General features: G+C 64.0%; 24 protein-coding genes. 12 read left to right on the plus strand and 12 right to left on the minus strand.

Translation table 11 applies throughout. The features are described from left to right. The first annotated feature begins 244 nt into the window (after positions 1-244). Entirely contained in the window at positions 245-1,072 is an 828-nt protein-coding gene (locus QF629_03440) for an alpha/beta hydrolase (GenBank protein MDP6012590.1), read from the plus strand. Positions 1,073-1,097: 25 nt separating this feature from the next. Here QF629_03440 and QF629_03445 read toward each other — a convergent pair whose 3' ends face one another. The 8 genes from QF629_03445 to QF629_03480 form a co-directional block, all read right to left on the minus strand. Next, positions 1,098-1,460 carry an RNA-binding S4 domain-containing protein gene (locus tag QF629_03445; protein ID MDP6012591.1) on the minus strand — a complete coding sequence of 121 codons (363 nt, stop codon included), beginning with the start codon at positions 1,458-1,460 and terminating at the stop codon, positions 1,098-1,100. After that, positions 1,457-3,973 carry a helicase-related protein gene (locus tag QF629_03450; protein ID MDP6012592.1) on the minus strand — a complete coding sequence of 839 codons (2,517 nt, stop codon included), beginning with the start codon at positions 3,971-3,973 and terminating at the stop codon, positions 1,457-1,459. Before QF629_03450 ends, QF629_03445 begins: the two co-directional genes overlap by 4 nt. Before the next feature lie 42 nt (positions 3,974-4,015). Then, the gene (locus tag QF629_03455; protein ID MDP6012593.1) at positions 4,016-4,567 is read right to left on the minus strand and encodes a demethoxyubiquinone hydroxylase family protein; all 552 of its coding nucleotides are present in this window, start codon (positions 4,565-4,567) and stop codon (positions 4,016-4,018) included. Next, entirely contained in the window at positions 4,564-5,097 is a 534-nt protein-coding gene (locus QF629_03460; GenBank protein ID MDP6012594.1) for a disulfide bond formation protein B, read from the minus strand. Before QF629_03460 ends, QF629_03455 begins: the two co-directional genes overlap by 4 nt. A gap of 56 nt (positions 5,098-5,153) precedes the next feature. Next, positions 5,154-5,717 carry a YqaA family protein gene (locus tag QF629_03465; protein ID MDP6012595.1) on the minus strand — a complete coding sequence of 188 codons (564 nt, stop codon included), beginning with the start codon at positions 5,715-5,717 and terminating at the stop codon, positions 5,154-5,156. 20 nt (positions 5,718-5,737) lie between these two features. Continuing rightward, positions 5,738-6,286 carry a hypothetical protein gene (locus tag QF629_03470; protein MDP6012596.1) on the minus strand — a complete coding sequence of 183 codons (549 nt, stop codon included), beginning with the start codon at positions 6,284-6,286 and terminating at the stop codon, positions 5,738-5,740. Positions 6,287-6,635: 349 nt separating this feature from the next. Continuing rightward, a complete protein-coding gene (locus QF629_03475) occupies positions 6,636-7,403 on the minus strand; it encodes an aldolase/citrate lyase family protein (GenBank protein MDP6012597.1) in 768 nt (255 codons plus the stop codon). 14 nt (positions 7,404-7,417) lie between these two features. After that, entirely contained in the window at positions 7,418-7,624 is a 207-nt protein-coding gene (locus QF629_03480) for a DUF6494 family protein (GenBank protein MDP6012598.1), read from the minus strand. 73 nt (positions 7,625-7,697) lie between these two features. Here QF629_03480 and ccmA point away from each other — a divergent pair, with 73 nt between their 5' ends. From ccmA to ccmI, 9 genes are read left to right on the plus strand one after another with little or no spacing between them, the layout of a single operon-like run. Further along, entirely contained in the window at positions 7,698-8,309 is a 612-nt protein-coding gene (ccmA, locus tag QF629_03485) for a heme ABC exporter ATP-binding protein CcmA (GenBank protein ID MDP6012599.1), read from the plus strand. Further along, entirely contained in the window at positions 8,306-8,971 is a 666-nt protein-coding gene (ccmB, locus tag QF629_03490) for a heme exporter protein CcmB (protein ID MDP6012600.1), read from the plus strand. The genes ccmA and ccmB overlap by 4 nt, the downstream gene beginning before the upstream one ends. A 14-nt stretch (positions 8,972-8,985) precedes the next feature. Continuing rightward, positions 8,986-9,738 carry a heme ABC transporter permease gene (locus QF629_03495; GenBank protein ID MDP6012601.1) on the plus strand — a complete coding sequence of 251 codons (753 nt, stop codon included), beginning with the start codon at positions 8,986-8,988 and terminating at the stop codon, positions 9,736-9,738. Next, positions 9,738-9,908, plus strand: coding sequence for a heme exporter protein CcmD (gene ccmD, locus QF629_03500; GenBank protein ID MDP6012602.1), 171 nt, complete (start codon positions 9,738-9,740; stop codon positions 9,906-9,908). The genes QF629_03495 and ccmD overlap by 1 nt, the downstream gene beginning before the upstream one ends. Beyond that, the gene (gene ccmE, locus QF629_03505; GenBank protein MDP6012603.1) at positions 9,898-10,344 is read left to right on the plus strand and encodes a cytochrome c maturation protein CcmE; all 447 of its coding nucleotides are present in this window, start codon (positions 9,898-9,900) and stop codon (positions 10,342-10,344) included. Before ccmD ends, ccmE begins: the two co-directional genes overlap by 11 nt. Next, the gene (locus QF629_03510) at positions 10,341-12,302 is read left to right on the plus strand and encodes a heme lyase CcmF/NrfE family subunit (protein ID MDP6012604.1); all 1,962 of its coding nucleotides are present in this window, start codon (positions 10,341-10,343) and stop codon (positions 12,300-12,302) included. The genes ccmE and QF629_03510 overlap by 4 nt, the downstream gene beginning before the upstream one ends. A 4-nt stretch (positions 12,303-12,306) precedes the next feature. Continuing rightward, complete coding sequence (locus QF629_03515; protein MDP6012605.1) at positions 12,307-12,840, plus strand: DsbE family thiol:disulfide interchange protein; 534 nt, start codon at positions 12,307-12,309, stop codon at positions 12,838-12,840. Further along, positions 12,837-13,298, plus strand: coding sequence for a cytochrome c-type biogenesis protein CcmH (locus QF629_03520; GenBank protein ID MDP6012606.1), 462 nt, complete (start codon positions 12,837-12,839; stop codon positions 13,296-13,298). The genes QF629_03515 and QF629_03520 overlap by 4 nt, the downstream gene beginning before the upstream one ends. After that, positions 13,295-14,692 carry a c-type cytochrome biogenesis protein CcmI gene (gene ccmI, locus QF629_03525; protein MDP6012607.1) on the plus strand — a complete coding sequence of 466 codons (1,398 nt, stop codon included), beginning with the start codon at positions 13,295-13,297 and terminating at the stop codon, positions 14,690-14,692. The genes QF629_03520 and ccmI overlap by 4 nt, the downstream gene beginning before the upstream one ends. Positions 14,693-14,857: 165 nt before the next feature. Here ccmI and hisS read toward each other — a convergent pair whose 3' ends face one another. After that, a complete protein-coding gene (gene hisS, locus QF629_03530) occupies positions 14,858-16,159 on the minus strand; it encodes a histidine--tRNA ligase (protein ID MDP6012608.1) in 1,302 nt (433 codons plus the stop codon). Between the two features lie 122 nt (positions 16,160-16,281). On the opposite strand from hisS, the gene QF629_03535 reads away from it, so the two are divergent. Beyond that, positions 16,282-16,467 (plus strand): hypothetical protein, encoded by a 186-nt coding sequence (locus QF629_03535; GenBank protein ID MDP6012609.1) that lies wholly within the window; start codon positions 16,282-16,284, stop codon positions 16,465-16,467. A gap of 89 nt (positions 16,468-16,556) precedes the next feature. On the opposite strand, the gene QF629_03540 is transcribed toward QF629_03535, so the two are convergent. The 3 genes from QF629_03540 to boxC form a co-directional block, all read right to left on the minus strand. Further along, positions 16,557-18,377, minus strand: coding sequence for a phosphoenolpyruvate carboxykinase (GTP) (locus tag QF629_03540; protein MDP6012610.1), 1,821 nt, complete (start codon positions 18,375-18,377; stop codon positions 16,557-16,559). A gap of 343 nt (positions 18,378-18,720) precedes the next feature. Then, on the minus strand, positions 18,721-20,145 hold the full coding sequence (gene boxB, locus QF629_03545) for a benzoyl-CoA 2,3-epoxidase subunit BoxB (protein MDP6012611.1): 1,425 nt from the start codon (positions 20,143-20,145) through the stop codon (positions 18,721-18,723). A gap of 3 nt (positions 20,146-20,148) precedes the next feature. Then, positions 20,149-21,795, minus strand: a complete 1,647-nt coding sequence (boxC, locus tag QF629_03550; protein ID MDP6012612.1) for a 2,3-epoxybenzoyl-CoA dihydrolase — start codon at positions 21,793-21,795, stop codon at positions 20,149-20,151. 145 nt (positions 21,796-21,940) lie between these two features. On the opposite strand from boxC, the gene QF629_03555 reads away from it, so the two are divergent. Then, entirely contained in the window at positions 21,941-23,077 is a 1,137-nt protein-coding gene (locus tag QF629_03555; protein ID MDP6012613.1) for a 2'-deoxycytidine 5'-triphosphate deaminase, read from the plus strand. The last annotated feature ends 38 nt before the right edge of the window (positions 23,078-23,115 follow it).

Consider the following 23,115-nt stretch of genomic DNA (forward strand, 5'->3'; position numbering starts at 1 on the left):
GCGAGGATAACGCCGATCCAGCCATGATGCCAGATCAGCACAGCGCCGGCAGCACCAACAGGCATGCCGATGGTGGTGATCCCCCGGCGCCCGCGAGCGCGCCTTGCTCGGGCTCTTCTCGAAGTCGTCCAGCTGCCAGGATATCTCGGGGCCGTAACAGGTGTTGAGCCCTTTGATGCGCGGATTGCTCTCGCCGAAGAAGGTTTGCTTGGTCCCGGCCTCTCAAGCACTCTAGACTTCCCTCATGGATGAGGGGGCTAGCACAAGCGTCACGCACGGTCTGCCATCGCGCCAGCTCGGCATTGAGGCGGGTGGCAGACGGTTGAACGCCGTTTGGCTCGGGCCCGGGCCTGATGAGGCACCGACCCTGGTCTTTCTACACGAAGGCCTGGGCAGCATCGGTCAGTGGCAGGACTTTCCGGCGGCGCTGGCCGCCGCCAGCGGCTGTGGCGCGTTGGTCTACGACCGCTATGGCTATGGCGGCTCAGAACCGCTGCCGCCGCCCTATCGTCGTGAGCTAGATTTTATGCACAAAGAGGGTCGCTGCGCGCTGCCCGAGGTGCTCGACCGTACCGACGTGAAAGAGGCGGTTCTCATTGGCCATTCGGACGGCGCGTCGATCGCGCTGCTCGCGGCATCGACGCCGGATTTGCGCATCCGCGGCGTGGTCAGCGAGGCGGCGCATGTCTTTGTCGAGGCGGCTTCCATCGAGAGCATCGAAGCGGCCGTCGCGGCATATCGTACGGGCGACCTGCGCGAGCATCTGGCGCGCTACCACGGCAATACAGTGGACAGCGCCTTTCGCGGCTGGGCCAATGCCTGGCTCGATCCGGATTTCGAGGCCTTCCATATCGAGGGCTATCTGCGCGCCGTGACCTGTCCCGTGCTGGCGCTGCAGGGTAGCGAGGACGCCTACGGCACGCCGGCTCAGCTTGAGGCCATCGCAGCGGCGGTTAGCGGGCCGGTCAGGACCATGCTTCTCCCCGATTGTGGCCATTCGCTCCACAAGGACGCCCGCGAGGCCGTGATGTTGGCGGCCGGAGACCTGATCCGCGTGGCCCTGGAGCGATAAAGAAAGCTGCTACCGACGGTTCGGCTCAGTTGCCTTGTAGGCGCTCTAAGGCACGGCGGTCGGCCTTGCTCGGGCGGCCGCTGCCACGTGAGCGTGTCGGCGCTGTCGTCGGTTGCTCGACGATAGAATTGGAGAGGTCTTTGTACAGGGTCTGCGCTTCCGCCGCCGGACCGCGGCGGCTACCGAGCGTTGTGATACGCACGACGCGGATCCTTCGGCCCAGCGGAAAGGTCAGCACGTCGCCGACGCGTACTTGCGCGCTCGCCTTGTTCACTGGGCGGCGGTTGACGCGCACGCGCCCACCGGCGCAGAGCTTGCTCGCTAGACTGCGCGATTTGAGAAAGCGCGCATACCAAAACCACTTGTCGAGGCGCAGGCTGTCGCTCATCGGCCGCTCCGCTTGAGCGTGTCGAGCACGGCAAAAGGCGAGGCGGTTGACGTGCGGGTCTGGCGCCGTGGCTTGCGCCGCCGCGCCGCACGCCGCGGCTGCGGCGTTACATACACGATGCCGTCTTCCGTCTCCTCGCGGCGATAGCCGAGCGCCTGCGCCACGCCTTCGAAATTCGTAGCGGTGCAGCCGGCGATGTTGAGCAGCGCGGCGTCGGGTGCGACCGGCCCCCGGCGGGCGCGGCGGCGCAGTTCGGCCGCGAAGCGCTCGAACATGTCGACACGGATCAGCAGCGGGCCAACCTGGCGGTAGCCCGTGGCCGCGACGAAGCCCTCGGACAGGGCCGGGTCGACGGCGAGCGAGACGCGGCCGTCCGGTGCCTTCGGCGGCAACGCGCCGTTGGCGACACACCACAGCAGCCCGCGCAGGGCTATCGGCTTGGGCTTGAGCAGGGCCGCCAGAAACACCGTATCGCGTCCGAGGCGAATGCCGAGTGCCGCCAGTGACTTGCGGTCTGAGCTTTCAAGCGCGTCGATCTGCTGGCTCACCGCTTGGCGGACGACGCAGCCTAAGCCCTCGGCCAGCTGAAAGACGAGACCGCGCGCAGCGCCGACAAGGTCGGCCTCGCGGGCTCGCCATAACGGTGCCAACCCCTCGGCGATATGGCCCGCCAGCCAGGTTGAAAGTCTTTGCTCCACACGCCGCCGCGAGGCATCTTCTACGAGATCACCGACCAGCAACTTCAGACCAGGGGATAAGCTTTGCGCGCCACGTGCGAGTCGCGCCACGGGCGAGTCGCGCCAGCTCACGGTGCCGTCGGTGGCAAGCGTGAACGCCTCGTCCTCGTCCGAGACCAGGCTGCCGGCGCGCTTGCGGATCTCCGGTGCCAGTGCGCTGCGCACGGCAGCGCGCAGGGCGCGACCCTCGCGCCATGTCTCGGCATCGTCGGGCACCAGATCGAAGCCTAACAATCGGCCGACATACTCACCTTCCACCACCACCTCGCCGCTACGCGTGATGGCCGCGATAAGACTCCCGCTCTCGCGCATGCGCCGCGTCAGTCGGGTCGTCTTCCGATCCACGAAACGCTGGGTCAGACGCTCGTGTAGGGCGTCGCTGAGTTTGTCCTCGATGGCGCGGGCGCGCTCGCGTAAGGCGCGCGGATCGGCCACCCAGCGTGGACGCTGGGCGATGTAGTTCCAAGTGCGCACATGGGCGATGCGCGTCGCTAGGCCGTCGATATCGCCTTCGCTGCGGTCAAGCTGGTCGACCATGCGCTCGACCCAGGCTTTCGGTAGCAGACCCTCACCACTCATTAGGTGGCGGAATATTGTCGCCAGCAGCTGGAAATGCGCGTCCGCCATGGTCTTGCGGAAGTCGGGAATGCGGCAGACATCCCAGAGCAGCGACACGGCATCATGGCCACTGGCCATGGCGGCGATATCAGGCAAGGCCGCGAGCGCGCGCAGCGAAGCCACATCTTCGGTCTCGCGTGGGCGCATCAGCTCGCGCACAGGCGGCGGCGCCTCGAGGCTGCGAAGGAGTGCGGGAAGCGAGGAAAGGTCAAGGTCAGCATTGCGCCAGAACAAAGTGCGCACAGGCTTGAATAGATGGTCCTCGACGGCGCTCACCACTTCCGGCTCGAAGGCCGGCGCGTTCAGCGTGGTGCCGAAAGTGCCGTGGCGGGTATGGCGGCCGGCGCGCCCAGCAATTTGCGCCACTTCTGCGGGGCTGAGCTCGCGTGCCTCGCGGCCGTCGTACTTGCTTGCGCCGGCGAAGGCGACGTGATCGAGCGCTAGGTTGAGCCCCATGCCAATGGCATCGGTGGCGACCAGATAATCGACTTCGCCGGCTTGGTAGAGCGCCACCTGAGCGTTGCGCGTGCGTGGGCTGAGGGCCCCCATGACGACGGCAGCGCCGCCGCGGAAGCGGCGCAGCAACTCGGCGATGCGATAGACCTCGGAGACCGAGAAGGCGACCACGGCGCTGCGCCGGGGGAGGCGCATGATCTTGTGCGCGCCGGTGTGGCTCAGCGTCGAGAAGCGTGGTCGGTTGATGAACTCGAGGCCCGACACTAGGCGCGAGAGCAGCGGTGCCATAGTGCCGGCACCGAGGAACATGGTCTCCGAGAGCCCGCGTGCGCGCAGTATGCGGTCGGTGAAGACGTGACCGCGCTCAGGGTCGGCGGCGAGTTGGATCTCGTCGACGGCGAGGAACTCAACGCGCTGATCGAGCGGCATCGATTCGACAGTGCAGACCCAATAGTGCGGGCGCTCGGGCACGACCCGCTCCTCACCCGTGATCAGCGCCACCTGACCGCTGCCCCGTACCGCCACCGTGCGGTCGTAGATCTCTCGCGCCAAGAGGCGCAGCGGACAGCCGATCATGCCTGTACGGTGGCCGAGCATGCGCTCGACCGCGAGATGGGTCTTGCCGGTATTGGTGGGGCCTAGGACGGCCGTCAGCCGGCCGCTCGCGTTGTCCCCGTAAGGTCCGCCATGGGCGCGTCGCATCGTGCGCCTAGGGTTCCCGATGCGCCGGCCCGAATCAAGAGCTTAAATACGCTCGGAAAGCCAGATGGCGAGGCGCGTGCCGGCGCGCACGCTGCGGTCGAGTAGGGCGTGCCCGGGCGCCTCTTCGGCGCCGTGCGCGAGGCCCGTGTCGCGATGCTCGAGCTCATCGTCGCGGAACTTTGTCACCTTTTCGCGCAAGTCCGCCTCGTCGTCGCCCAGGGCATTGATCTGGTTCTGGTAATGCGCCTCGATGGTGTCCTCCACCGCCACCGTGCAGGCCATAGCTGCGCGGGTACCGAGTAATGCGCTAGCCGCGCCAAGGGCGAATCCTGCGACATGCCAGACCGGCGACAACACCGTGGGCCGAACTTGGCGCTCGGCCAGCAATTGGTCCATGGCCGCCAGATGCTCGTGCTCCTGCTCGGCCATGCGCCTTATGATGGGGCCGGCGATGGTGTGACCGAGCACCGCGAGCTGGCCGTCATAGATGCGCTTGGCGCCCTGCTCACCGGCATGGTCGACGCGCAGCATGCGCGCCACCAGTGCCGCGCGGTCCAGATCGCCCGGCAGGCGCTTCTCCGCCGTCTCGCTCATGCCCGTCGCCACGATAGCAGTGTGGCTATGCCGGCCAGCGCCAGGCCGGTCGCCACGAGGAAGTTCCAGCCTGCCATCGATATGCCAAGCAGCGACCAGGTAACATCGTCGCAGCGCACGGCGGGCGCCGTCAGGACAGCTTCGCGCAGGGCATCGATATCGTCGATGTCAACATCGCCGCCGACGCAGGATTCAGTTCCCATCCACCAGCCCTCCTCGACGCCTACATGAAAGGCCGCGATGCTGGCGTCGACGGCGAAGAGCAGCGCGCAGGCCGCAGCTAGCAGCATGGCCTGCGCGCTGGGGGCGCCGGCCCGGCGCAGCAACAGCGCGCCGAGAATGCCGACAACGACCACGATGGCATAGGGATAGCGCTGATAGAGACAGAGCCGGCAGGGAAACAGGTCGAGGACGAACTGGAAAAAGAAGGCAACGAGCAGCATCATTGCACTGGCCGCGGCGGCGGCCGCGAGCGCCAGCCACGGGGTTGCCGCCACAGTCGTCACGGACCGGATCGAAAGCTGTACCACAGCCGCCCTTTATCATGCCCCGGACCGCGGCGCACTAATTGCGGACACAGTAGGATTCAGAACCATAGCTTGATGGCTAGGAAGCCGCCGAACAGACCAACCACGAAAACGATCGTCAGCAGGCCGAGATTGCGCTCGATGAAGCCGCGGATGGGCTCACCGAACCAATAGAGCAGCCCGGCGACCGCATAGAACCGCAAGCCCCGTGCCAGCAACGATGCAATCGTGAAGGTCAGCAGGTTGAGCTCGGTGAAGCCGCTGGCAATGGTGATCACCTTGTAGGGGAAGATAGGTAAGGGGGTAATGCCAAAGGTGAAGACAAGCCAGGCGCCCCACTCGTTATAGGCCTCGGCGAAGCGCGCCATCTTGTGTTCGTAGCCGTAGAAGTTGACCAGTGGTGCGCCGAGCGCTTCCCAGAGCAGTGCGCCGATGGCATAACCGGCAAGCCCGCCCAGCACCGAGGCGATGGTGCAGACGCCGGCAATGACAAAGGCACGGCGGCGGTCGGCCAGGATCATTGGAATTAGCATCACGTCCGGCGGGATCGGGAAGATCGAGCTTTCAATGAAGGAGATCCCGGCCAGCCACCGCATTGCACCGCGCCGGCCGGCAAGGTCCATGACGGAAGTATAAAGGCGGGTCAGCACAGGGCGGTCTCGATAAAGGCGCGAACATCGTCGAGGTGTGGCGCGACAGGAACTGCGTCCGGCAACCCGGGCAACTCGGCAGCGTTGGTCATATGGGCCACGATTGGCCGGCCGTAGGCAAGCGCCAATTTCACCTCGCTGAGGGTGCCGGCACCGCCCGGCAGGGCCACCACGGCTTCGGCACTGAGGATGTTGATGTGGCTGCGCGACAGCGCCTCCTCGCCGTCGTCACCCCGCGCCGGCAGGTGGGTGTGGATGGCGATCTCGATCCAGGGGTTGGGATAGCCTGTCGGGGCGTCTTGTGGCGGGTCCGCTGCGGCTGGTAGGACGCCGATGACCGATCCGGCGCGGCCCTCGGTTTCGGCGAAGGCGCGTGAGACGCTTGCCATCACACCACCACCGCCGCCCGTCAACAGGTGGTAGCCCGCCGTGGCCAGCCAGGCGCCTAGTGCCTGGGCGCGTGCCGCATGGGGCTCGCTGCCTGAGCCCATCACACCGACCACCTTATGACGCTCGATGTCAGCGATCGAGCTAGCCGCCAAGGCTCGGCAACGAGATAGTGCGCATGGGTCTCTCCCTAGTGGTCCAAACTTGACATATGGTACCCATAGGATCGCGTCTGGCGCCGCCCCGCCATCCTATGGGTACCATATGTCAAGTTCGAGCCACTAGGGTCTGTCCGATGGCCTTTGGTCTTATGCTGCGGGGCAATCAGGTTATTGGTGACCATAGCTACGATAGGCTATTCGGCCTCGCGAGCTAGGCCCGCGGTGTCGATCCTTAGGGCTACCGCGCCTAGTTCACGTCCCTGTTGCAGTTGGCGAGTTCGCTCAAGCGGTCATAGCGCTCTACGGGCCGTACCATGGTTGCAATGGCACGGCCCACTCAGTGTTACGCATTATCGCCCCGCGCGAGCTTGATCTCGGTCATCGAGGCTTGTGCCAACAGGCGTGCATCGTTGGCGATGGTGACAAAATTAAAGCCCTTCTCGATCTTGTCACGGGCCGAGGCGCCCGAGGGGCAATGGATGCCGGCGCCGAGGCCTCGATCGCGTGCCACCTTGACGATGGTTTCGACCGCCTTCACCACATTTGGCGCTGTCGGCTCCGGGTTGGGCGGGTTGCCGAGGCTGATGGCGAGATCGTTGGGTCCGACATAGATGCCGTCGAGGCCGTCGACGGCCAGAATCTCGTCGAGATTGGCGACTGCTTGCTCGGTTTCTATCATGGCCATGGTGGTGATGGTGGAGTTGGCCTCGGCCGCGTAGTCCGAGCCGCCGTAGAGTAGGCCACGAGCGGGACCGAAGCTGCGATAGCCGGTCGGCGCATAGCGGCAGGCGCCGACGAAACGCTTGCATTCCTCGACGGTGTTAATCATTGGGCAGATGATACCGTAGGCGCCGGCATCGAGCAGCTTCATAATCGCCGCCGGGTCGTTCCACGGCACGCGCGCGAACGGTGTCGGCGCATAGGCCGACATGGCGCCGAACATGGCCACTGCGTCGGGAAAGTCGACCATGCCGTGCTGGGTATCCACGGTCACGCTGTCATAGGGCGTGTTGGCCATGGTCTCCGCGCTGAAGGTGTTGGGGATCGCCAGCCAGCCGTTGACCACGGCACCGCCACCGGCCCAGATCGACTGAACCCGGTTTTCGCGCATATCACGTCCGCTCCCTAATCCAGCGAGATCTTGCCGGGAATCTCGGTTTCTAGCGCTACGTCGCCGATGCTAACGCGCGCCGTGATCGCCAATGTCTCGTTGCCCTGCAAACGCCCGTCTGCAATCGCCTGGCGCACCGTCTGCTCGATCTCCCGCTGGCTGGTGACACCGACGGTCTTGAGAAACTTGCGGATGCTCATGTTGAAAGTGTCTTCGTTCATCTCCGCCTCCTTATCTGGCTTGGAGGGAAATGTCCAAGGTGATAAGTCCCCACGCAAGGGAGAATTGCTTATCGTGACGAACCGACTCAGCGCAAAGGATCTCGCCTGCTGGCGGGGAGAGAGGCTGGTGTTCGCCGGCCTTGGCTTCTCGCTCGGGTCGGGTGAGGCGCTGGTGCTGCGCGGGCCGAACGGCAGTGGCAAGTCGAGTCTGCTGCGCCTTCTCGCGGGCTTGCTGCGGCGCGAGGCGGGAACGCTGACATGGAACGGCGAGGATGTGGACGACGATCGCGAGGCTTGGCGCGTCGTCTTCGCCTTCGCCGGCCATGCGGACGCCGTAAAGCCGCTGCTCACGGTGCGCGAGAACATCTCCTTCTGGGCCGAGATAGCGGGCGCTGGTACGGCGCGTGTGTCGGATGCGTTGGCGCGCTTCGCCATCGCCCCGCTGGCGGAGGTGCCGGCACGCTTTCTCTCTGCCGGACAAAGGCGGCGTACCGGACTTGCGCGCCTGGTCGCCGCGCCGCGCACGCTGTGGCTGCTTGACGAACCGAGCGTTGGACTTGATGCTGACGCCACCGAGAGCTTTGCTGCGCTGATGGCCGAGCACCGCGCCGGCGGCGGTATGATCATCGCTGCCACCCATATCGAGCTCGGTCTCGATGACGCGACCAACTTGGTGCTGGGATGAGCGCTATATTCTCCCTCATCCGCCGCGACCTGGCGCTTGCCTGGCGGCGTGCCAGCGAGATAGTCGCAGTACTGATCTTTTTTGTGCTGGCCATCGTGCTATTCCCCCTCGGCGTCGGTCCCGATCTCGCCGTGCTCTCTCGCATCGCCGCCGGCACTATCTGGGTCGCTGCCCTGCTCGCCGCCATGCTCTCGCTCGACCGGCTTTTTCTGCCCGATCACGACGACGGCAGTCTCGACCTGCTGATGGCCTCACCCCTGTCGCTGGAAGCCATAGTGCTGGCCAAATGCTGTGCTCACTGGCTCGTCACCGGCCTACCACTGATCGTTTGCGCGCCCGTTCTCGCAATTTTGATGAACTTGCCCTGGGAGGGCTTCGCGACGCTCGTACTCGCCATGGCGCTTGGCACGCCGACACTGAGCCTGGTGGGGGCCATCGGCGCAGCACTCACAGTCGGCGTGCGCCGCGGCGGCACATTGGTACCGCTGCTGGTCTTACCGTTGGTCATCCCCGTGCTGATATTCGGGGTGGGCGCGGTCGACGGCGCCGTCGCCGGTGCTTCGGTCTCGGGTCAGCTCATGATTCTCGCCGCGGCGCTGCTGGTTGCCTTGGTGCTGGCGCCCTTTGCCGCTGCCGCCGGCTTGCGGTTGGCAGCGGAATAGCGATAGGAAAGCGCATGGCCTCGATCCTCCACAGGTTCGCCAATCCCGCACGTTTTATGAGGTTATCAGCAATTCTCCTACCCTGGGCCGTGGGCATTACGCTGCTGACCCTGGTGGCGGGGATCTATCTCGCCCTGTTTGCCTCGCCCGCTGACTACCAGCAGGGCGAGACGGTACGCATCATGTATGTGCATGTGCCTGCGGCTTGGATGGCGCTGTTCGTCTATGGGGTGATGGCGGCGGCGAGCGCTGTCGGGTTGATCTGGCGCCACCCGCTGGCCGATATGGCGGCCCGCGTCGCCTCACCGATCGGAGCCGGCTTCACCTTCGTCGCGCTGGTCACGGGCTCGCTTTGGGGCCAACCCATGTGGGGCACCTGGTGGGTCTGGGACGCGCGCCTGACATCGGTCTTGATCCTCTTCTTCCTCTATCTCGGTCATATGGCCCTGGCGGATGCGTTCGACGACGCCACCAAGGGCGCGCGGGCGGCAGCCATCCTGGCACTGGTCGGGGTCATCAACCTGCCGATCATCCATTTCTCGGTCGATTGGTGGAACACGCTGCACCAGCCGGCCAGTGTTGTGCGCGGCGGCGGTCCCTCAATCGCCGCCGAGATGATGTGGCCACTGATGACTATGGCCTTGGCCTTCAAGACCTATTTTGTCACGGTGCTGCTGCTCGGCATGCGCGCCGAGGTGACAGCGGCTAAATTACGTGCCCTGCGCCGCACCCAAGTGGCCGCGGCAACCACGGTGGCGGCAGTGTAATGAGCGAGTTTTTCGACATGGGCGGTTTTGCCCGTTTCGTCTGGCCCGCCTATGGCGTCGCGTCGATGGTGCTTGGCGCGCTGGCCTGGCGCGCTATTGCTCGGGCCAAGCGTACGAAAACCGAGCTGGCGGCCTTGCGGGCTGAGTTGGGCAAAGAAGATGACGCGTAAGCGCCGCCGCTTGATGGTGGTGCTGGTTGGATTGCTGGCGCTCGGTGCCGCGGTGGCGCTGGTGCTGAGCGCCTTCGAGGACAATATCGTCTTTTTCTTCAGCCCCTCCGAGCTTGCTGGGAAGACCTTGGTACCGGGGCGGTCGATCCGAGTCGGTGGCCTGGTCGAGGAGGGCAGCATCACGAAGCTGGAGGACGGTCTGACGACCACCTTCGTCATCACCGACATGGCGACCACTCTGGCGGTGCGATACATCGGCGTACTGCCGGATCTCTTCCGTGAAGGCCAGGGTGTCGTTGCCGAAGGCAGTCTCGGGCCCGACGGCATTTTTGTTGCCCTCCAGGTCCTAGCCCGCCACGACGAGACCTACATGCCGCCGGAGGTGGCCCAGGCGCTGAAGGACTCGGGACATTGGCAGGAGGAGGAAGTCCCGTGATCGTCGAGACCGGCCATTTTGCGCTGGTACTCGCCTTCGTGGTGGCGGCTGTGCAGGGTGCCGTGCCGCTGGTCGGGGCGTCGCGCGGCGACTTGCGCCTGATGGCGCTGGCACGTCCCGCTGCCGCCGTGCAGTTCGTCGCCATCGCCTGCGCTTTTGCTGCGCTGACCCAGGCCTATGTGACCTCAGACTTCTCGGTCATGGCGGTGGCTAGCAACTCGCACTCGGAAAAGCCGCTGCTCTACAAGATCACCGGGGTCTGGGGCAATCACGAGGGCTCACTACTGCTCTGGGCGCTGATCCTGGCGTTGTTCGGCGCCGCGGTGGCGGCCTTTGCCGGCAATCTGCCGGCCTCCTTGCGTGCCCGCGTGCTGGCCGTGCAAGGGTTGATCGCCTTCGGCTTCCTTGCCTTCATGTTGTTCACCTCCAATCCCTTCGAGCGGATCTTCCCGCCGCCGCTCGACGGCAACGGCCTCAATCCGCTGCTACAGGACCCGGGCTTGGCCTTCCACCCACCTTTCCTCTATCTTGGCTATGTCGGGTTCTCGATCACTTTCGCCTTCGCCATCGCGGCCCTGATCGAAGGCCGCGTGGACGCCACTTGGGCGCGCTGGGTGCGGCCCTGGGCGCTGGCCGCCTGGAGCTTCCTCACGGTCGGTATCGGGCTTGGCAGCTGGTGGGCCTATTACGAACTTGGCTGGGGCGGCTGGTGGTTCTGGGACCCGGTCGAGAACGCCTCCTTCATGCCATGGCTGGTGGGCACGGCACTGCTGCATTCCTCTCTGGTCTGCGAAAAGCGCGACGCGCTCAAGTCGTGGACTGTGCTGCTCGCCATCGTTGCCTTCTCATTCAGCTTGCTAGGCACCTTTTTGGTACGATCGGGCGTGCTGACCTCGGTACACGCTTTTGCTACGGACCCGACGCGGGGCATCTTCATCCTCGCCTTTCTGGTCGTGGTGGTCGGCGGCTCGCTGATTCTCTACGGCTTGCGGGCGCCGAAACTCGCACCGGGTGGGTTGTTCGCGCCGGTCAGCCGAGAGGGCAGCCTAGTGCTCAACAATCTTCTTTTCACGACCGCTGCGGCGACGGTGCTGCTGGGCACGCTCTATCCGCTCGTGATCGATGCCCTCGATGCCGGTAAGGTCTCGGTCGGTGCGCCTTATTTTGATGCCGTGTTTATCCCGTTGATGACGCCGACGCTGGTGCTTGCCGGTCTCGCGCCACTGCTGGCTTGGAAGCGGGCGGATCTTGCTGGAGCGTTGGCCAGACTCTGGTTCGCGTTTGCCGCCGCTGCCGTTGCGGCACTGATCCTGGCGGGTGATGGCCCGCCGCTGGCGATCCTCGGCGCCGGCATGGCCGCTTGGCTCGCCGCGGCGGTGCTCGTCGAATGGGGCGAGCGGGTGCGCCTGTTTCGCGTGTCCATTGGCGAAACGCTGCGTCGTGCCGTCAATCTTCCGCGCTCGGCCTATGGCACGAGCCTGGCGCATTTCGGCGTCGCCATGGTGGTCGCTGGCATTACCGCATCGAGCGCATGGAAAACGGAAAGCTTCCAGATCATGCGCCCGGGCGAAACCGTCACCGTAGCCGGTGATGACTACCGCTTCGACGGCGTCGAGATCATTGAGGGGCCGAACTACGCCGCCGAGCGCGGGCAATTCACAGTGTTTGATGGCGAGCGCGTGATTGCTGTGCTGCAGCCCGAGAAGCGGGTCTATCCTGTCTCGCAGATGCCGACCACGGAAGCGGCGATCCTCACCACCTGGCTCGGCGACCACTACGTCGTGGTGGGTGATGCCGACGGCAAGGGCGGTTGGGCCACACGCATTTACTACAATCCGCTGGTTGCCTGGCTATGGATCGGTACCATAGTCATGGCCGTAGGTGGAATGGTGTCACTGTCCGACCGGCGTCATCGCATCGGTGCGCCGCGCCGGACCCGCGCTGCCGTCGCGGCGTAATACCATGCCGTCCCCGATATACATCGTGCCCGCGGCAATCTTCGCTGTCATGGCCGCCCTGCTCGGCTGGGGCCTGACTAGCGATCCTTCGAAGGTGCCGAGTGCGCTGATAGGCAAGCCGCTGCCGAGTTTCGACCTGCCGGCGCTCGATGGGGCGGCACAAAGCTTGGCGACTGGCGACGTGGCACCCGAGGGCGTCACCGTGATCAACGTCTTTGCCTCCTGGTGCGTCCCCTGCCGGGCCGAGCATCCGATCCTCACCGAGATTGCCCGCTGGGACGGCGTCAAGCTTTACGGCATCGCCTACAAGAACACACCCGAGGATGCGCGCGCTTGGCTCAACGAGCTCGGCGATCCTTATACGCGCATCGGCGCCGATCTCGATGGTCGCGTTGGTATCGATCTCGGCGTCTATGGCGTACCCGAGACTTTCTTCGTTGGCGCCGACGGTAATATCCACTACAAGCATATCGGCCCCATCATGGAGCAGGATGTAGAAGAACGCATCCGACCGCTGATCATAGGGCTGACGCAATGATAAGATGGGTTCTTGCCATCGCACTCGTTGCCTTGACGGCGCCGACTCTGGCTTTCGAGAATGACAAACCTTTGCCCGATTCGGCGCTGGAAGCGCGCGCGGTAGCGCTGGCAAAGGAGCTGCGCTGCCTGGTTTGCCAAAACCAGTCGATCATGGAGTCCGACGCCAACTTGGCCAAGGACCTGCGTCTGGTTGTACGCGACCAAGTGGCGGCCGGCGCTAGCGACGATGAAGTACGCGATTATGTGGTTGCGCGGTATGGCGACTTCGTGCTGCTGCGCCCACCCTTCAAGCCCAAGACCTGGCTGCTCTGGCTGGGCCCCGTGCTCATCGTGGCCATCGGCATCTTTGGGTTGGTGCGCAGCCTGCGCCGGAGGACGGCATCGGTCGCGCCCGCGGCGCTCAGCGATGACGAGCGCGCTCGCGTGCAGCGCTTGCTGGACGACAATCCGCAATGATCGTCTGGCTTGTCTTTGCCGGCTTGGCGCTGGTCGTCTCCGCGGCTCTTGCCCTGCCCATGTTGTGCCGAAGCAAGGCAGCCTCGACTCGAGCCGATTTCGACCTCGAGGTTTTCCGCGCCCAGCTTGCTGAGCTGGAATCCGATCACGTCCGCGGTCTGCTCGGCAAAGCCGAGTTGGCGGCGGCGCGTAGGGAGATTGAGCGTCGTATGCTGGGGGCGGCACCCGATGCCGAGGCGGCACGAACCCCCGAGTGGGCTCCTCCGCTGCTGCTGCTAGCGCTGGATTGGCTGATTGGCGATCCGGCGCGGCGGGCCATCAGGCCGGCTCTGGCCGTGGCCGTGCTGGTGCCGTTGGCGAGCGTCTGGCTTTATGCCGTCATCGGCTTTCCCGAGGCACCTGATGTGCCGTTTGCCGAACGCGAAGGACCAGCGGGAATGCCGGCCGAGATGGATGCGGCGGTTGCCGGGCTTGCTGCGCGGCTCGAAGAGAATCCCAATGACTTCGAGGGCTGGTTCATGCTGGGGCGCTCCTATGGGGTCATGGAGCGCTATGACGATGCGGCGGCGGCGATGGCCCAGGCGGCCGCCCTAGAGCCCGAAAACATTGACGCGCTTGTCGCCTACGGCGAGGCCTTGGTCTTCGCCGCCGACGGTCTCGTCACGCCGCTCGCTGCGCTTCAGTTCGAGATCATCCTGGCGCTCGATCCCGGCAACGTGGCGGGCCAGTTATATCACGGCACCGCACAGCTTCAGGCCGGTGACGGGACAGGGGCCTTTGCTACCTGGAGCGTGCTGGCGGTGAATTCACCGCCGGACGCGCCCTGGTTACCGTCGGTGATGCAGCGTCTCGAGGTGCTCGCCGACAAACTCGACCTCGCCTTGCCCGAGGTGGAGATCGTTACGGCGCCGCCTGACCCGAGCGTCGAAGGCATGGCGGCAGCGGCGGAGATGCCCCCGGATGAGCAGGCGGTGCAAATCGAGACCATGGTTGCGCGCCTCGAGTCCCGTCTGGCCGAAGAGCCGGGTGATGCCGAGGGCTGGAAGCGCCTTGGTCGCGTCAAGCAAGTACTCGGCAATCTCGCGGCCTCGCGGGCGGCTTACGAGAAGGCGGTCGAGTTGTTGCCCGAGGACCTCGAGGCCCTGAAGAATTTGGCTGGGGTGATCGACGAGGCAGCCGGCGACGAGGTGCTGCCGGACGACGCGGTGGCGCTGTACGCGCGGGTTCTGGAGATTGATCCGAATGCCGCGGAAGCGCTTTGGTTCCTGGGTCTTGATGCTGCCCAGAATGATCGCAAGGAAGAAGCGAAAGCCTATTGGCGCCGCCTCCTCGCGCGCATGCCGTTCGGCAGCGAAGGCTACGACATGCTCTCGGAGCAGATCGACGCACTCTAACGTCAAGTGGTGAGCCTTCACTCTCACGGTTATCGCCCAGGTGCTAGCCTTGGCGTCGTGGTTTTCCGCCACCGCTATCGTACCAGCCTTGCGCACGGAGTGCGGCTTGGGTGCAAGGCTCGTCCTTGCCGATCGCTTCGCCCCGTGGCACCTGGATGCTTAGATTTAGCTATGACAAAGTGCGCTGCGCAGATGTGAGGCGACAGCGTCGAGCGCGACCTGCTGCTGGTCGCCGCTGTTGAGATCCTTGACCGTAACCAGGTCTGCTTCGCACTCTTCCGGGCCGCGCACGAGCGCGAAGCGACAGCCGCGGTCGTCGGCGGTGCGAAATTGGCGGCCGAGTTTGGCACCCGTAAGATCGGTCTCGGCGGCCAAACCTGCCTTGCGCAGGCGTGCCGCTAACGCCAGTGAGTCCGCGGCCGAGTCCGCGTCCCAGACGGTGACGTAGGCGAGCGTCGGTGTGGGCGCCGCCATGCGCTCCTCGACCAGCATGAGAATGCGTTCGATGCCGAGCGAGCCGCCACAGATCGGTACCGAGTCCTTGAGGAACATGCCAGCGAGATCGTCGTACCGGCCACCGCCGGCAATCGAGCTGCCGATGCCGTCTGAGATAAATTCGTAAATGGCGCCGGTGTAGTAATCGAGTCCGCGTGCGAGCAGCGGGTCGAAGCGAATCGTTCCCGCCGGTAGCCCGGCCGCGACGCCGTCCCGAATGCTATCGATCTCGGCCAGACCGTCGCGCCCGGCTTCGTTGTCGAGTTTGTTGCGCAGTAGGTCGTCGAAATTGTCCCGCGCAATATCTTCGCACAGGGCCTCGGCTGCAATGCCTCGCTCCGAAAGCTCGGCACGCACGCCGTCAATACTGATCTTGTCGAGCTTGTCGAGAGCGACGAGCGCGCCGCCGTGATCCGCCTCAGCAACACCGTAAGCGGTCATCATGGCATGCAGCACGCGGCGCGAATTGAGCCGGATGGTGAAATCAGGTAGGCCGACCTCGGTGAGCGCTGCGGCAAGCGCCAGCAGACACTCAATATCGGCCAGCGGTGAGGCGCTGCCGAATATGTCGACGTCGCATTGCAGAAACTCGCGGAAGCGGCCGTGACCGGGGCGGTCGGCGCGCCATACGGGGCCCATCTGATAGCGCTTGAAGATGCGCGGCAGCTCGTTACGGCGATGGGCGTAGAAACGCACTGCCGGCACCGTGAGATCGTAGCGCAACGCCATGTCGGCTTCGCCGCTCGCCGCTTTTTCACCGCGCTTGAGGATCTTGAAGATCAGCTTGTCGCCTTCGGCGCCGTATTTTCCCGCCAGCACCTCGAGGCGCTCGAAGGCCGGGGTCTCCATCGGCGCGAAACCGTGACGCTCGAATACATCGCGAATGCGCGCCAGCAGCGCAAGGCGGTGGCGCATGTTATCGGGCAAGAAATCACGGCTGCCAGAAGGCGGTGCAAGGGGTGTCTGGGTCACGGGTGGCTCCCGGAACAAGGGCGCGCGCGGACCCTACACCGCTGCAAGGCCCATGAAAAGACTCCCGAAGGTCTGATTCGAGCTGAATTTCTGCTTGTCCTTGAGCCTGCTGGAGTCAGGCCATGCGCAATATCGCTTTCGCCCTGCCACTGCTTCTCATGTTCGATCGCACCAAGCGAGCACCCGAGAGTGCACTACATTCTGGCACAGATATCTGGCTGGGCGGGACCGAGGACTTCAAAATGGTAGATATTGCTTGGTGCTACTGCCTGGCTCGGCTCTCCGAGGGTGGTGCCGCCGCCAGATGATGCCGACGCAGAGCGTCTCTGCGGCTTTCGACGATGTCATAGACCACCGGTAGCGTTATGATACCGATGCCCTGCCTTTGGTGACGGTCTCAATCCGCGATGCGCCAGATCTTCTCACCCTCGGAGAGCCTGGTGGCTAGGGCCCGACGCTCGTCTTCCAGCGGGCCCGGGAGTCTGCCCTTAAAGCGTTGGAACAGGTCGGATTGCGCCTCTGTCTCCGCCAGCGCGACGTCGCAATCGATGTCCATAATGTCGCTGAAATGGGATTCGCTAAAATCCAGTCCGCGCCAATTTAGATCGCGGTGTCTGGGCATGCTGCCGAACGGACTAGACGTGGCGTCGGCGCGCCCCTTGACGCGAGCGACAATCCATTCGAGTACGCGCATGTTCTCGCCGAAACCGGGCCAGATGAAACGCCCTTTATCATCCTTGCGAAACCAGTTGACGCGGAAAATCTTCGGTGGATTTTCGAGTTTAGGTCCAAACGTTAGCCAATGATACCAATAGTCTGCCATGTTATAACCACAGAACGGCAACATGGCCATTGGATCGTACCTTATGGCGGCCTGACCCGCCGCCGCAGCTGTTGCCTCAGAGCCCATGGTCGCGGCGAGGTAAACGCCATGCGCCCAATCGCGCGATTCATAAACTAGCGGGAAGGTATGGCTGAGCCGACCGCCAAAGATAAAGGCGTCGATCGGCACGCCGTCGGGGTCGTCCCATGCCGCATCGATACTCGGGCAGCGGCTGGTCGCGCATGTGAAGCGCGCATTCTGGTGTGCTGCTTTGCGCCCGCAATCTGGCGTCCAATCCTTGCCCTGCCAATCGATGAGATGACCTGGTGGTTTACTGTCGATTCCCTCCCACCAGACATCACCGTCATCGGTGAGTGCGACATTGGTAAAGATGGTATCGCGCTCGAGCATCGCCATCGCGTTCGGGTTGGTCTCACTCGATGTTCCGGGTACTACGCCGAAACAACCCGCTTCCGGATTGATTGCATAGAGACGACCGTCCTCGCCCGGCTTGATCCAGGCGATATCGTCCCCGACGGTATGGACCTTCCAACCCTCGTAGCTTGCAGGCGGAATCAACATGGCGAGGTTCGTCTTGCCGCAGGCGCTCGGGAACGCCGCTGCTACGTAGGTCTTCTCGCCGCCGGGCGACTCCAGTCCGAGGATCAGCATGTGCTCCGCGAGCCAGCCTTCGTCACGCCCCATCACCGAGGCGATGCGCAGTGCGAAGCATTTCTTGCCGAGCAAGGCGTTGCCGCCATAGCCGCTGCCGAACGACCAGATCGCGCGCTCTTCCGGGAAATGAACGATGTATTTCTGCTCGTTGCACGGCCATGGCACGTCGGTCTGCCCCGGCGCCAGCGGCGCGCCGAGTGAATGCATGCAGGGAACGAAGTCCCCGTCGCCCAAGACGTCGAGGGCCTGTCGCCCCATCCGCGTCATGGTGCGCATGCTCGCCGCGACATAGGGGGCGTCGGTAAGCTGGACGCCGATATGCGCGATTCGCGATCCCAGCGGACCCATGGAGAAAGGGATGGCATACATCGTCCGACCCGTCATCGCGCCATCGAACAAGCTGCGTAGGGTTGCCTTTATCTCGATGGGATCGACCCAATTGTTGTTCGGGCCGGCATCGGCTTCTGTCGCAGAACACACGTAGGTCCTGTTTTCGACCCGTGCGACGTCCGCGGGATCGGAGCGCGCTAGGAAGCATCCGGGTCTCTTTTCCGGATTGAGCGGCGTCAACGTACCGGTCGCCACCATGCGGGCACACAGCCCATCATATTCTTCCTGCGACCCATTGCACCAATGGATCGAGTCGGGCTTGGCGAGCGCCGCCATTTCCTCTGCCCACGCAAGCAGTTTCTCATTACGTGCCACCACGGTCTCCGGAATTTGCGCCGTCCTTAGTCTCTCTCGGTTAGCCAATTCATGGCGTCCCCGCAACCGGCAAAATCTTGAGTTTTATCTCACAAATCCAGCCAAAATGTCTCCCACCGGAAATATTTGGCGCTACCGCCCCATAACACGGCATTCGCTCGGCGAACTAGCACTCGTTTGCACCTCCTAGAAGCGACGTCAGCGGTGTGTCGAGCCGTATTCTGCCGATCGGTTCACAGGAATTGTTGTGCGTCTGGATGTGTTGCAACAGGGGCATAGACGTACATTGCCATGATGTCTCCCCTCCCTATCGCGGGATATTAGAGCCCTTCTCGGGCCGGCATCAACGGTGGTCGGTTCAGGCGAACCTCACATACTCGTATTCGACCGGCATACCGTTGATGCCGCGCGATGGCGGAACCAGCCAGCCGGCCATCTGGTTGGGCTCGTTGACCGGGTGCATGAGCGAACCGACATAGGCGTGGTCGACTTCGCTCGGCAACCACTCGTTTTGGCGTGCCTGCCAGGTGGCTTTGTCCACGGGCTCGCCGACCGGGGAGAAGTGCGCGCCGGCAAAGATGCCGATGGCGCGGTGGAAGGCGGTATCGGGCAGGATCAGTGTGATGTCGATCTCGTGCTCGGCGATGATCTTGTTCCAGCGGTCGAGGCCCCGCTGGCAGTCCTGCCGGTAGTCGTCGCGCAGGCGCTCGTTGAGCACGGTGAGTGCCGGTGCATTCATGTGGTGGCGCTTGCCGTCATCCCACGTAGGAACTGAATAGCTCGCATCGGCGAGGCAGTGGTCGTCGTCGATTTTGGTCTCTTGGAAGCGCCCCTTGAGGCCCGTTGTGTAGAAGGTCGCCGCGTTAGTCGACTGCTCCGAGCCGAACAGATCGGCCGAGACGCTGTAGTGGAAGTTGATGTAGCGCTGGATGGTCAGGAGGTCGATCCCGCCGTAATCGCGCACGCGCTCGGGATCGTCGAGGCCGTGCTCGCGCATGATTTCACAGGCGCGCTTGACCACGCGCCCAACGCCAGTCTCGCCCACAAACATATGGTGCGCTTCCTCGGTCAGCATGAAGCGACAGGAGCGTGACAGTGGGTCGAAGGCGGATTCGGCGAGGCTCGCGAGCTGGTACTTACCGTCGCGATCGGTGAAATAGGTGAACATGAAAAAGGACAACCAATCCGGCGTCTTCTCGTTGAAGGCGCCGAGGATGCGGGGCTTGTCGGGGTCGCCCGAGTGACGCTCTAGCATCTCTTCTGCCTCCTCGCGGCCATCGCGACCGAAATAGGCGTCAAGCAGATAGACCATGGCCCAGAGATGTCGCCCTTCCTCTACGTTCACCTGAAATAGGTTGCGCAGGTCGTAGAGCGAGGGGCAGGTTTTGCCGAGCAGGCGCTGCTGCTCGACCGAGGCGGGCTCTGTATCGCCCTGAGTAACGATAAGCCGGCGAAGGGTGCTGCGATACTCACCTGGTACTTCCTGCCAGGCCTCATCGTTCCTGTGGTCGCCGAAGGCGATGCGACGGTTCTTTTCCGGCGGGGCAAGGAAAATGCCCCAGCGGTAATCAGGCATCGTGACATGGTCGAAATGGGCCCAGCCGCCAGATTCGACACTGATCGCGGTACGTAAATAGACCTCGGCCTCCTGGTAGCCGTCCGGCCCGAGCTCGCGCCACCAGTCGATATAGCGTGGTTGCCAGCTCTCCAGCGCTCGCTGGAGACGGCGATTGTCCGACAGATTGACGTTGTTGGGAATGCGCTCGTTGTAGTCGATGCTCATGATCTACACCCGTTTGATATCGAAGTCGCTGCGCTCGCCGCTGCCGAATAGGGTTAGCGCCCCCCGCTCGCCGACAGCGTTGGGGCGCTGGAAGATCCAGTTCTGCCAAGCCGTGAGGCGGCCAAAAATCTTGGTCTCCATGGTCTCCGGCCCGGCAAAGCGCAGGTTCGCTTCCATGCCCGTGAGCGCGTCGGGGGAGAAGCTAGTGCGCTCCTCGATGGCCAGCCGCACCTCATCCTCCCAGTCAATATCGTCCGGAATAAATGTCACCAGGCCAAGCTCTTCCGCAGCGATGGCGTAGAGGTCCTCGCCGATCACCTCGCGCGCTGTCACCACGGCGTCCGGGTCGCCGAGAAAGCGCGTCTCCAGCCGGCTCAGGCCGTTGCTCATGGGCAGGGCCCCGAAGTTCGCCTCGCTAAGGCGTAGGCTAGCGCTGCCGTCGCTGTCGAGCATGTAGGAGCGGTCGGCGGCGAGCACAATCTCGGCCAGGGTGCCAGCGAAACAGCTATCCGGCTCGACCACAGCGATGAGGCTGCGCGAAGACAAATCGAGACGCTTGAGCACACGCTTCCAGTACAGTCGAATCTCGCGCGCCAGCCAGTCGTCACCAAGATCGTCAAAGCTCTCGACCAAGGCGCCGTCGCCGCGCGATTGCAGCACCCAGGTGCCGATCTCTGGCCGGTTGGTGCGTAAATGCAGAATGGCGTCGTCGAGCGCGCGCGCCAGAGCTAGGGGCCAGAAGTTCGCGCCTTGTTCGTGCATCGCCCCCACATCTGCAGCTCTGTCCGGGCCGAGCAAGGTGAAGCGCGCCGTGCGCGCCTCGCCATCAATGGTAATGTTGAGATGGGGATAGCCTATGGCCTCGGGCGTCAGCAAGCGCTCCACGCGAGGAAGCGCGATGCCTTGCGCCAGCGTCACGTCGCCGGCCAGCTCTTTGGCTCGTGCCAGAGCCGCTTCCAGCAGTTGAGTTGGTTTGACCAGCTCGTCGACCAAGCCCCAGTCGCGGGCGCGTTTGCCACGGATACCTTCCGCCGTGGTGCAGAGGAAATCGGCGCGGTCGCGGCGCACTTTGCGCTTATCCACCAGCCGCGTCAGCCCGCCGGTGCCGGGCAGCACAGCGAGCAACGGCAGCTCGGGCAGCGAGACCGCGCTGGCGCCATCATCCGCCAGCATGATGTGATCGCAGGCTAAGGCCAGCTCGTAGCCGCCACCGGATGCGGGCCCGTTGAGGGCGGCAATATAGACCTGGTGCGAGTTTTCGGTGGCATCCTCGATGGTGCAGCGCGTCTCGTTGGTGAACTTGCAAAAGTTCACTTTTGCGGCGTGACTCGACTGGCCGAGCATGCGGATATTAGCGCCGGCACAGAACACTTTGTCCTTGGCCGAGGTCAGCACCACGGCGCCTACCTCCGGGTGTTCGAAGCGCAGCCGCTGCAGTGCGTCGTACAGCTCGATATCAACGCCGAGGTCGTAGGAGTTGAGCTTGAGCTCGTAGCCCGACGCCAGGCCGCCGTCCTCGTCCACATCGAGCGCCAGAACCGCTACCGCACCGTCGACCTCGAGCCGCCAATGGCGATAGCGCGTCGGACTGGTGCGAAAATCTATCTCGGCCGGCGCATTGGGCGGCGCCGATACCTGCTCTTCTGCCATCGTCCCTCGCAAGTCGGTATTTTAGTACTATTTTACCAGAAGAGTACCTTTGCGGTTCCTCGAGTCAAGCACACCGCCCCATCCAAAGCGCTTCCTTCCGGCCGGATAAGGCTCTAGTCTCCGCGCGTCGGGGAGAGTTGTCACCATGAGCAAACAAGCGGCTGCGCAAGGCAAAAGCAAGGGCTACATGCGCGCCACGGGCATTCTGCCCTACCAGGCGCTAGCAGCTGCCGTGCGCGCCGGTGAGGTCTCGGCCGTGCGCGAGATGGAGGCGGTTCAGATTCAGCCGAGCAGCCTCGATTTGCGTCTCGGTGCGGTCGCCTATCGCATCCGCGCGAGCTTTCTGCCCGGCCCCGACACCGCGGTGCTGGAGAAGCTCGCGCGTTACGGTATGCACGAGATCGACCTCACCGAAGGCGCCGTGCTGGAAAAGGGTTGCGCTTACATGGTGCCGTTGCAGGAGCACTTGCGCCTGCCGAGCCGCATCGACGCCCTCGCCAACCCGAAGAGTTCGATCGGCCGGCTCGACGTGTTTACCCGCGTCATCGCTGACGGCGGCGTTGCCTTTGACCGGGTGCCGAAGGGGTACGGCGGCTCGCTCTTTGCCGAGATCGCACCCCGGACATTTTCGATCAAAGTGCGCGAGGGGTCTAGGCTTTGCCAGCTGCGTATGCGCCGTGGCCGGCCGAGCGTGCGTGGTAGCGCGTTGGAACAACTCAACCGGGACGCCAAGCTGGTCGACACGCCGCCCAAGCACGCCATCATCCAGGATGATCTGATCGGCGTCACCCTTGACCTAGACGGCGAGGCTGGCGGTGTGGTTGGCTACCGTGCGCGCAAGCACACCGACGTCATCGATCTTGACCGGGTTGGCGCCTACGAGGCAGCTGAGTTCTGGGAGCCGATCCGCCCCCACAAGGGCGGTGGCATCGTGCTCGATCCGGATGACTTCCATATCCTGGCAACGCGCGAGCGTGTGCGCGTGCCCCCCGACCATGCCGCCGAAATGGTCGCCTACGACACCATGGTGGGCGAGTTCCGTGTTCATTATGCCGGCTTTTTCGACCCCGGCTTTGGTTGGGGTGAGGGGCCGGGCTCAAAAGCCGTGTTGGAAGTGCGCTCGCATGACGTGCCCTTTGTGCTCGAGCACGGCCAGACTATCGGCTGGCTGCGTTACGAGCGCCTCGCTGGCACGCCGGACCGGATCTACGGTGCCGATCTTGGCTCTTCGTATCAGGGCCAGGGTCTCAAGCTCGGCAAGCACTTCCGCCCCTGGGCTTGACCCTGCCGGCTGTGGTGGCTTAGCTAGCGCCGCACTGA

This window comes from Alphaproteobacteria bacterium (assembly GCA_030739735.1).
Classification (GTDB): domain Bacteria; phylum Pseudomonadota; class Alphaproteobacteria; order UBA7887; family UBA7887; genus UBA7887.

What these genes read in the sequence shown, in the direction of transcription:
- QF629_03440 (MDP6012590.1), top strand. Translation starts at nt 245, where the DNA reads ATGGATGAGGGGGCTAGCACAAGCGTCACGCACGGTCTGCCATCGCGC.
- QF629_03445 (MDP6012591.1), bottom strand. Translation starts at nt 1,460, where the DNA reads ATGAGCGACAGCCTGCGCCTCGACAAGTGGTTTTGGTATGCGCGCTTT.
- QF629_03450 (MDP6012592.1), bottom strand. Translation starts at nt 3,973, where the DNA reads ATGCGACGCGCCCATGGCGGACCTTACGGGGACAACGCGAGCGGCCGG.
- QF629_03455 (MDP6012593.1), bottom strand. Translation starts at nt 4,567, where the DNA reads ATGAGCGAGACGGCGGAGAAGCGCCTGCCGGGCGATCTGGACCGCGCG.
- QF629_03465 (MDP6012595.1), bottom strand. Translation starts at nt 5,717, where the DNA reads ATGGACCTTGCCGGCCGGCGCGGTGCAATGCGGTGGCTGGCCGGGATC.
- QF629_03475 (MDP6012597.1), bottom strand. Translation starts at nt 7,403, where the DNA reads ATGCGCGAAAACCGGGTTCAGTCGATCTGGGCCGGTGGCGGTGCCGTG.
- QF629_03480 (MDP6012598.1), bottom strand. Translation starts at nt 7,624, where the DNA reads ATGAACGAAGACACTTTCAACATGAGCATCCGCAAGTTTCTCAAGACC.
- ccmB (MDP6012600.1), top strand. Translation starts at nt 8,306, where the DNA reads ATGAGCGCTATATTCTCCCTCATCCGCCGCGACCTGGCGCTTGCCTGG.
- QF629_03495 (MDP6012601.1), top strand. Translation starts at nt 8,986, where the DNA reads ATGGCCTCGATCCTCCACAGGTTCGCCAATCCCGCACGTTTTATGAGG.
- ccmD (MDP6012602.1), top strand. Translation starts at nt 9,738, where the DNA reads ATGAGCGAGTTTTTCGACATGGGCGGTTTTGCCCGTTTCGTCTGGCCC.
- ccmE (MDP6012603.1), top strand. Translation starts at nt 9,898, where the DNA reads ATGACGCGTAAGCGCCGCCGCTTGATGGTGGTGCTGGTTGGATTGCTG.
- QF629_03515 (MDP6012605.1), top strand. Translation starts at nt 12,307, where the DNA reads ATGCCGTCCCCGATATACATCGTGCCCGCGGCAATCTTCGCTGTCATG.
- QF629_03520 (MDP6012606.1), top strand. Translation starts at nt 12,837, where the DNA reads ATGATAAGATGGGTTCTTGCCATCGCACTCGTTGCCTTGACGGCGCCG.
- ccmI (MDP6012607.1), top strand. Translation starts at nt 13,295, where the DNA reads ATGATCGTCTGGCTTGTCTTTGCCGGCTTGGCGCTGGTCGTCTCCGCG.
- QF629_03535 (MDP6012609.1), top strand. Translation starts at nt 16,282, where the DNA reads ATGCGCAATATCGCTTTCGCCCTGCCACTGCTTCTCATGTTCGATCGC.
- boxB (MDP6012611.1), bottom strand. Translation starts at nt 20,145, where the DNA reads ATGAGCATCGACTACAACGAGCGCATTCCCAACAACGTCAATCTGTCG.
- boxC (MDP6012612.1), bottom strand. Translation starts at nt 21,795, where the DNA reads ATGGCAGAAGAGCAGGTATCGGCGCCGCCCAATGCGCCGGCCGAGATA.
- QF629_03555 (MDP6012613.1), top strand. Translation starts at nt 21,941, where the DNA reads ATGAGCAAACAAGCGGCTGCGCAAGGCAAAAGCAAGGGCTACATGCGC.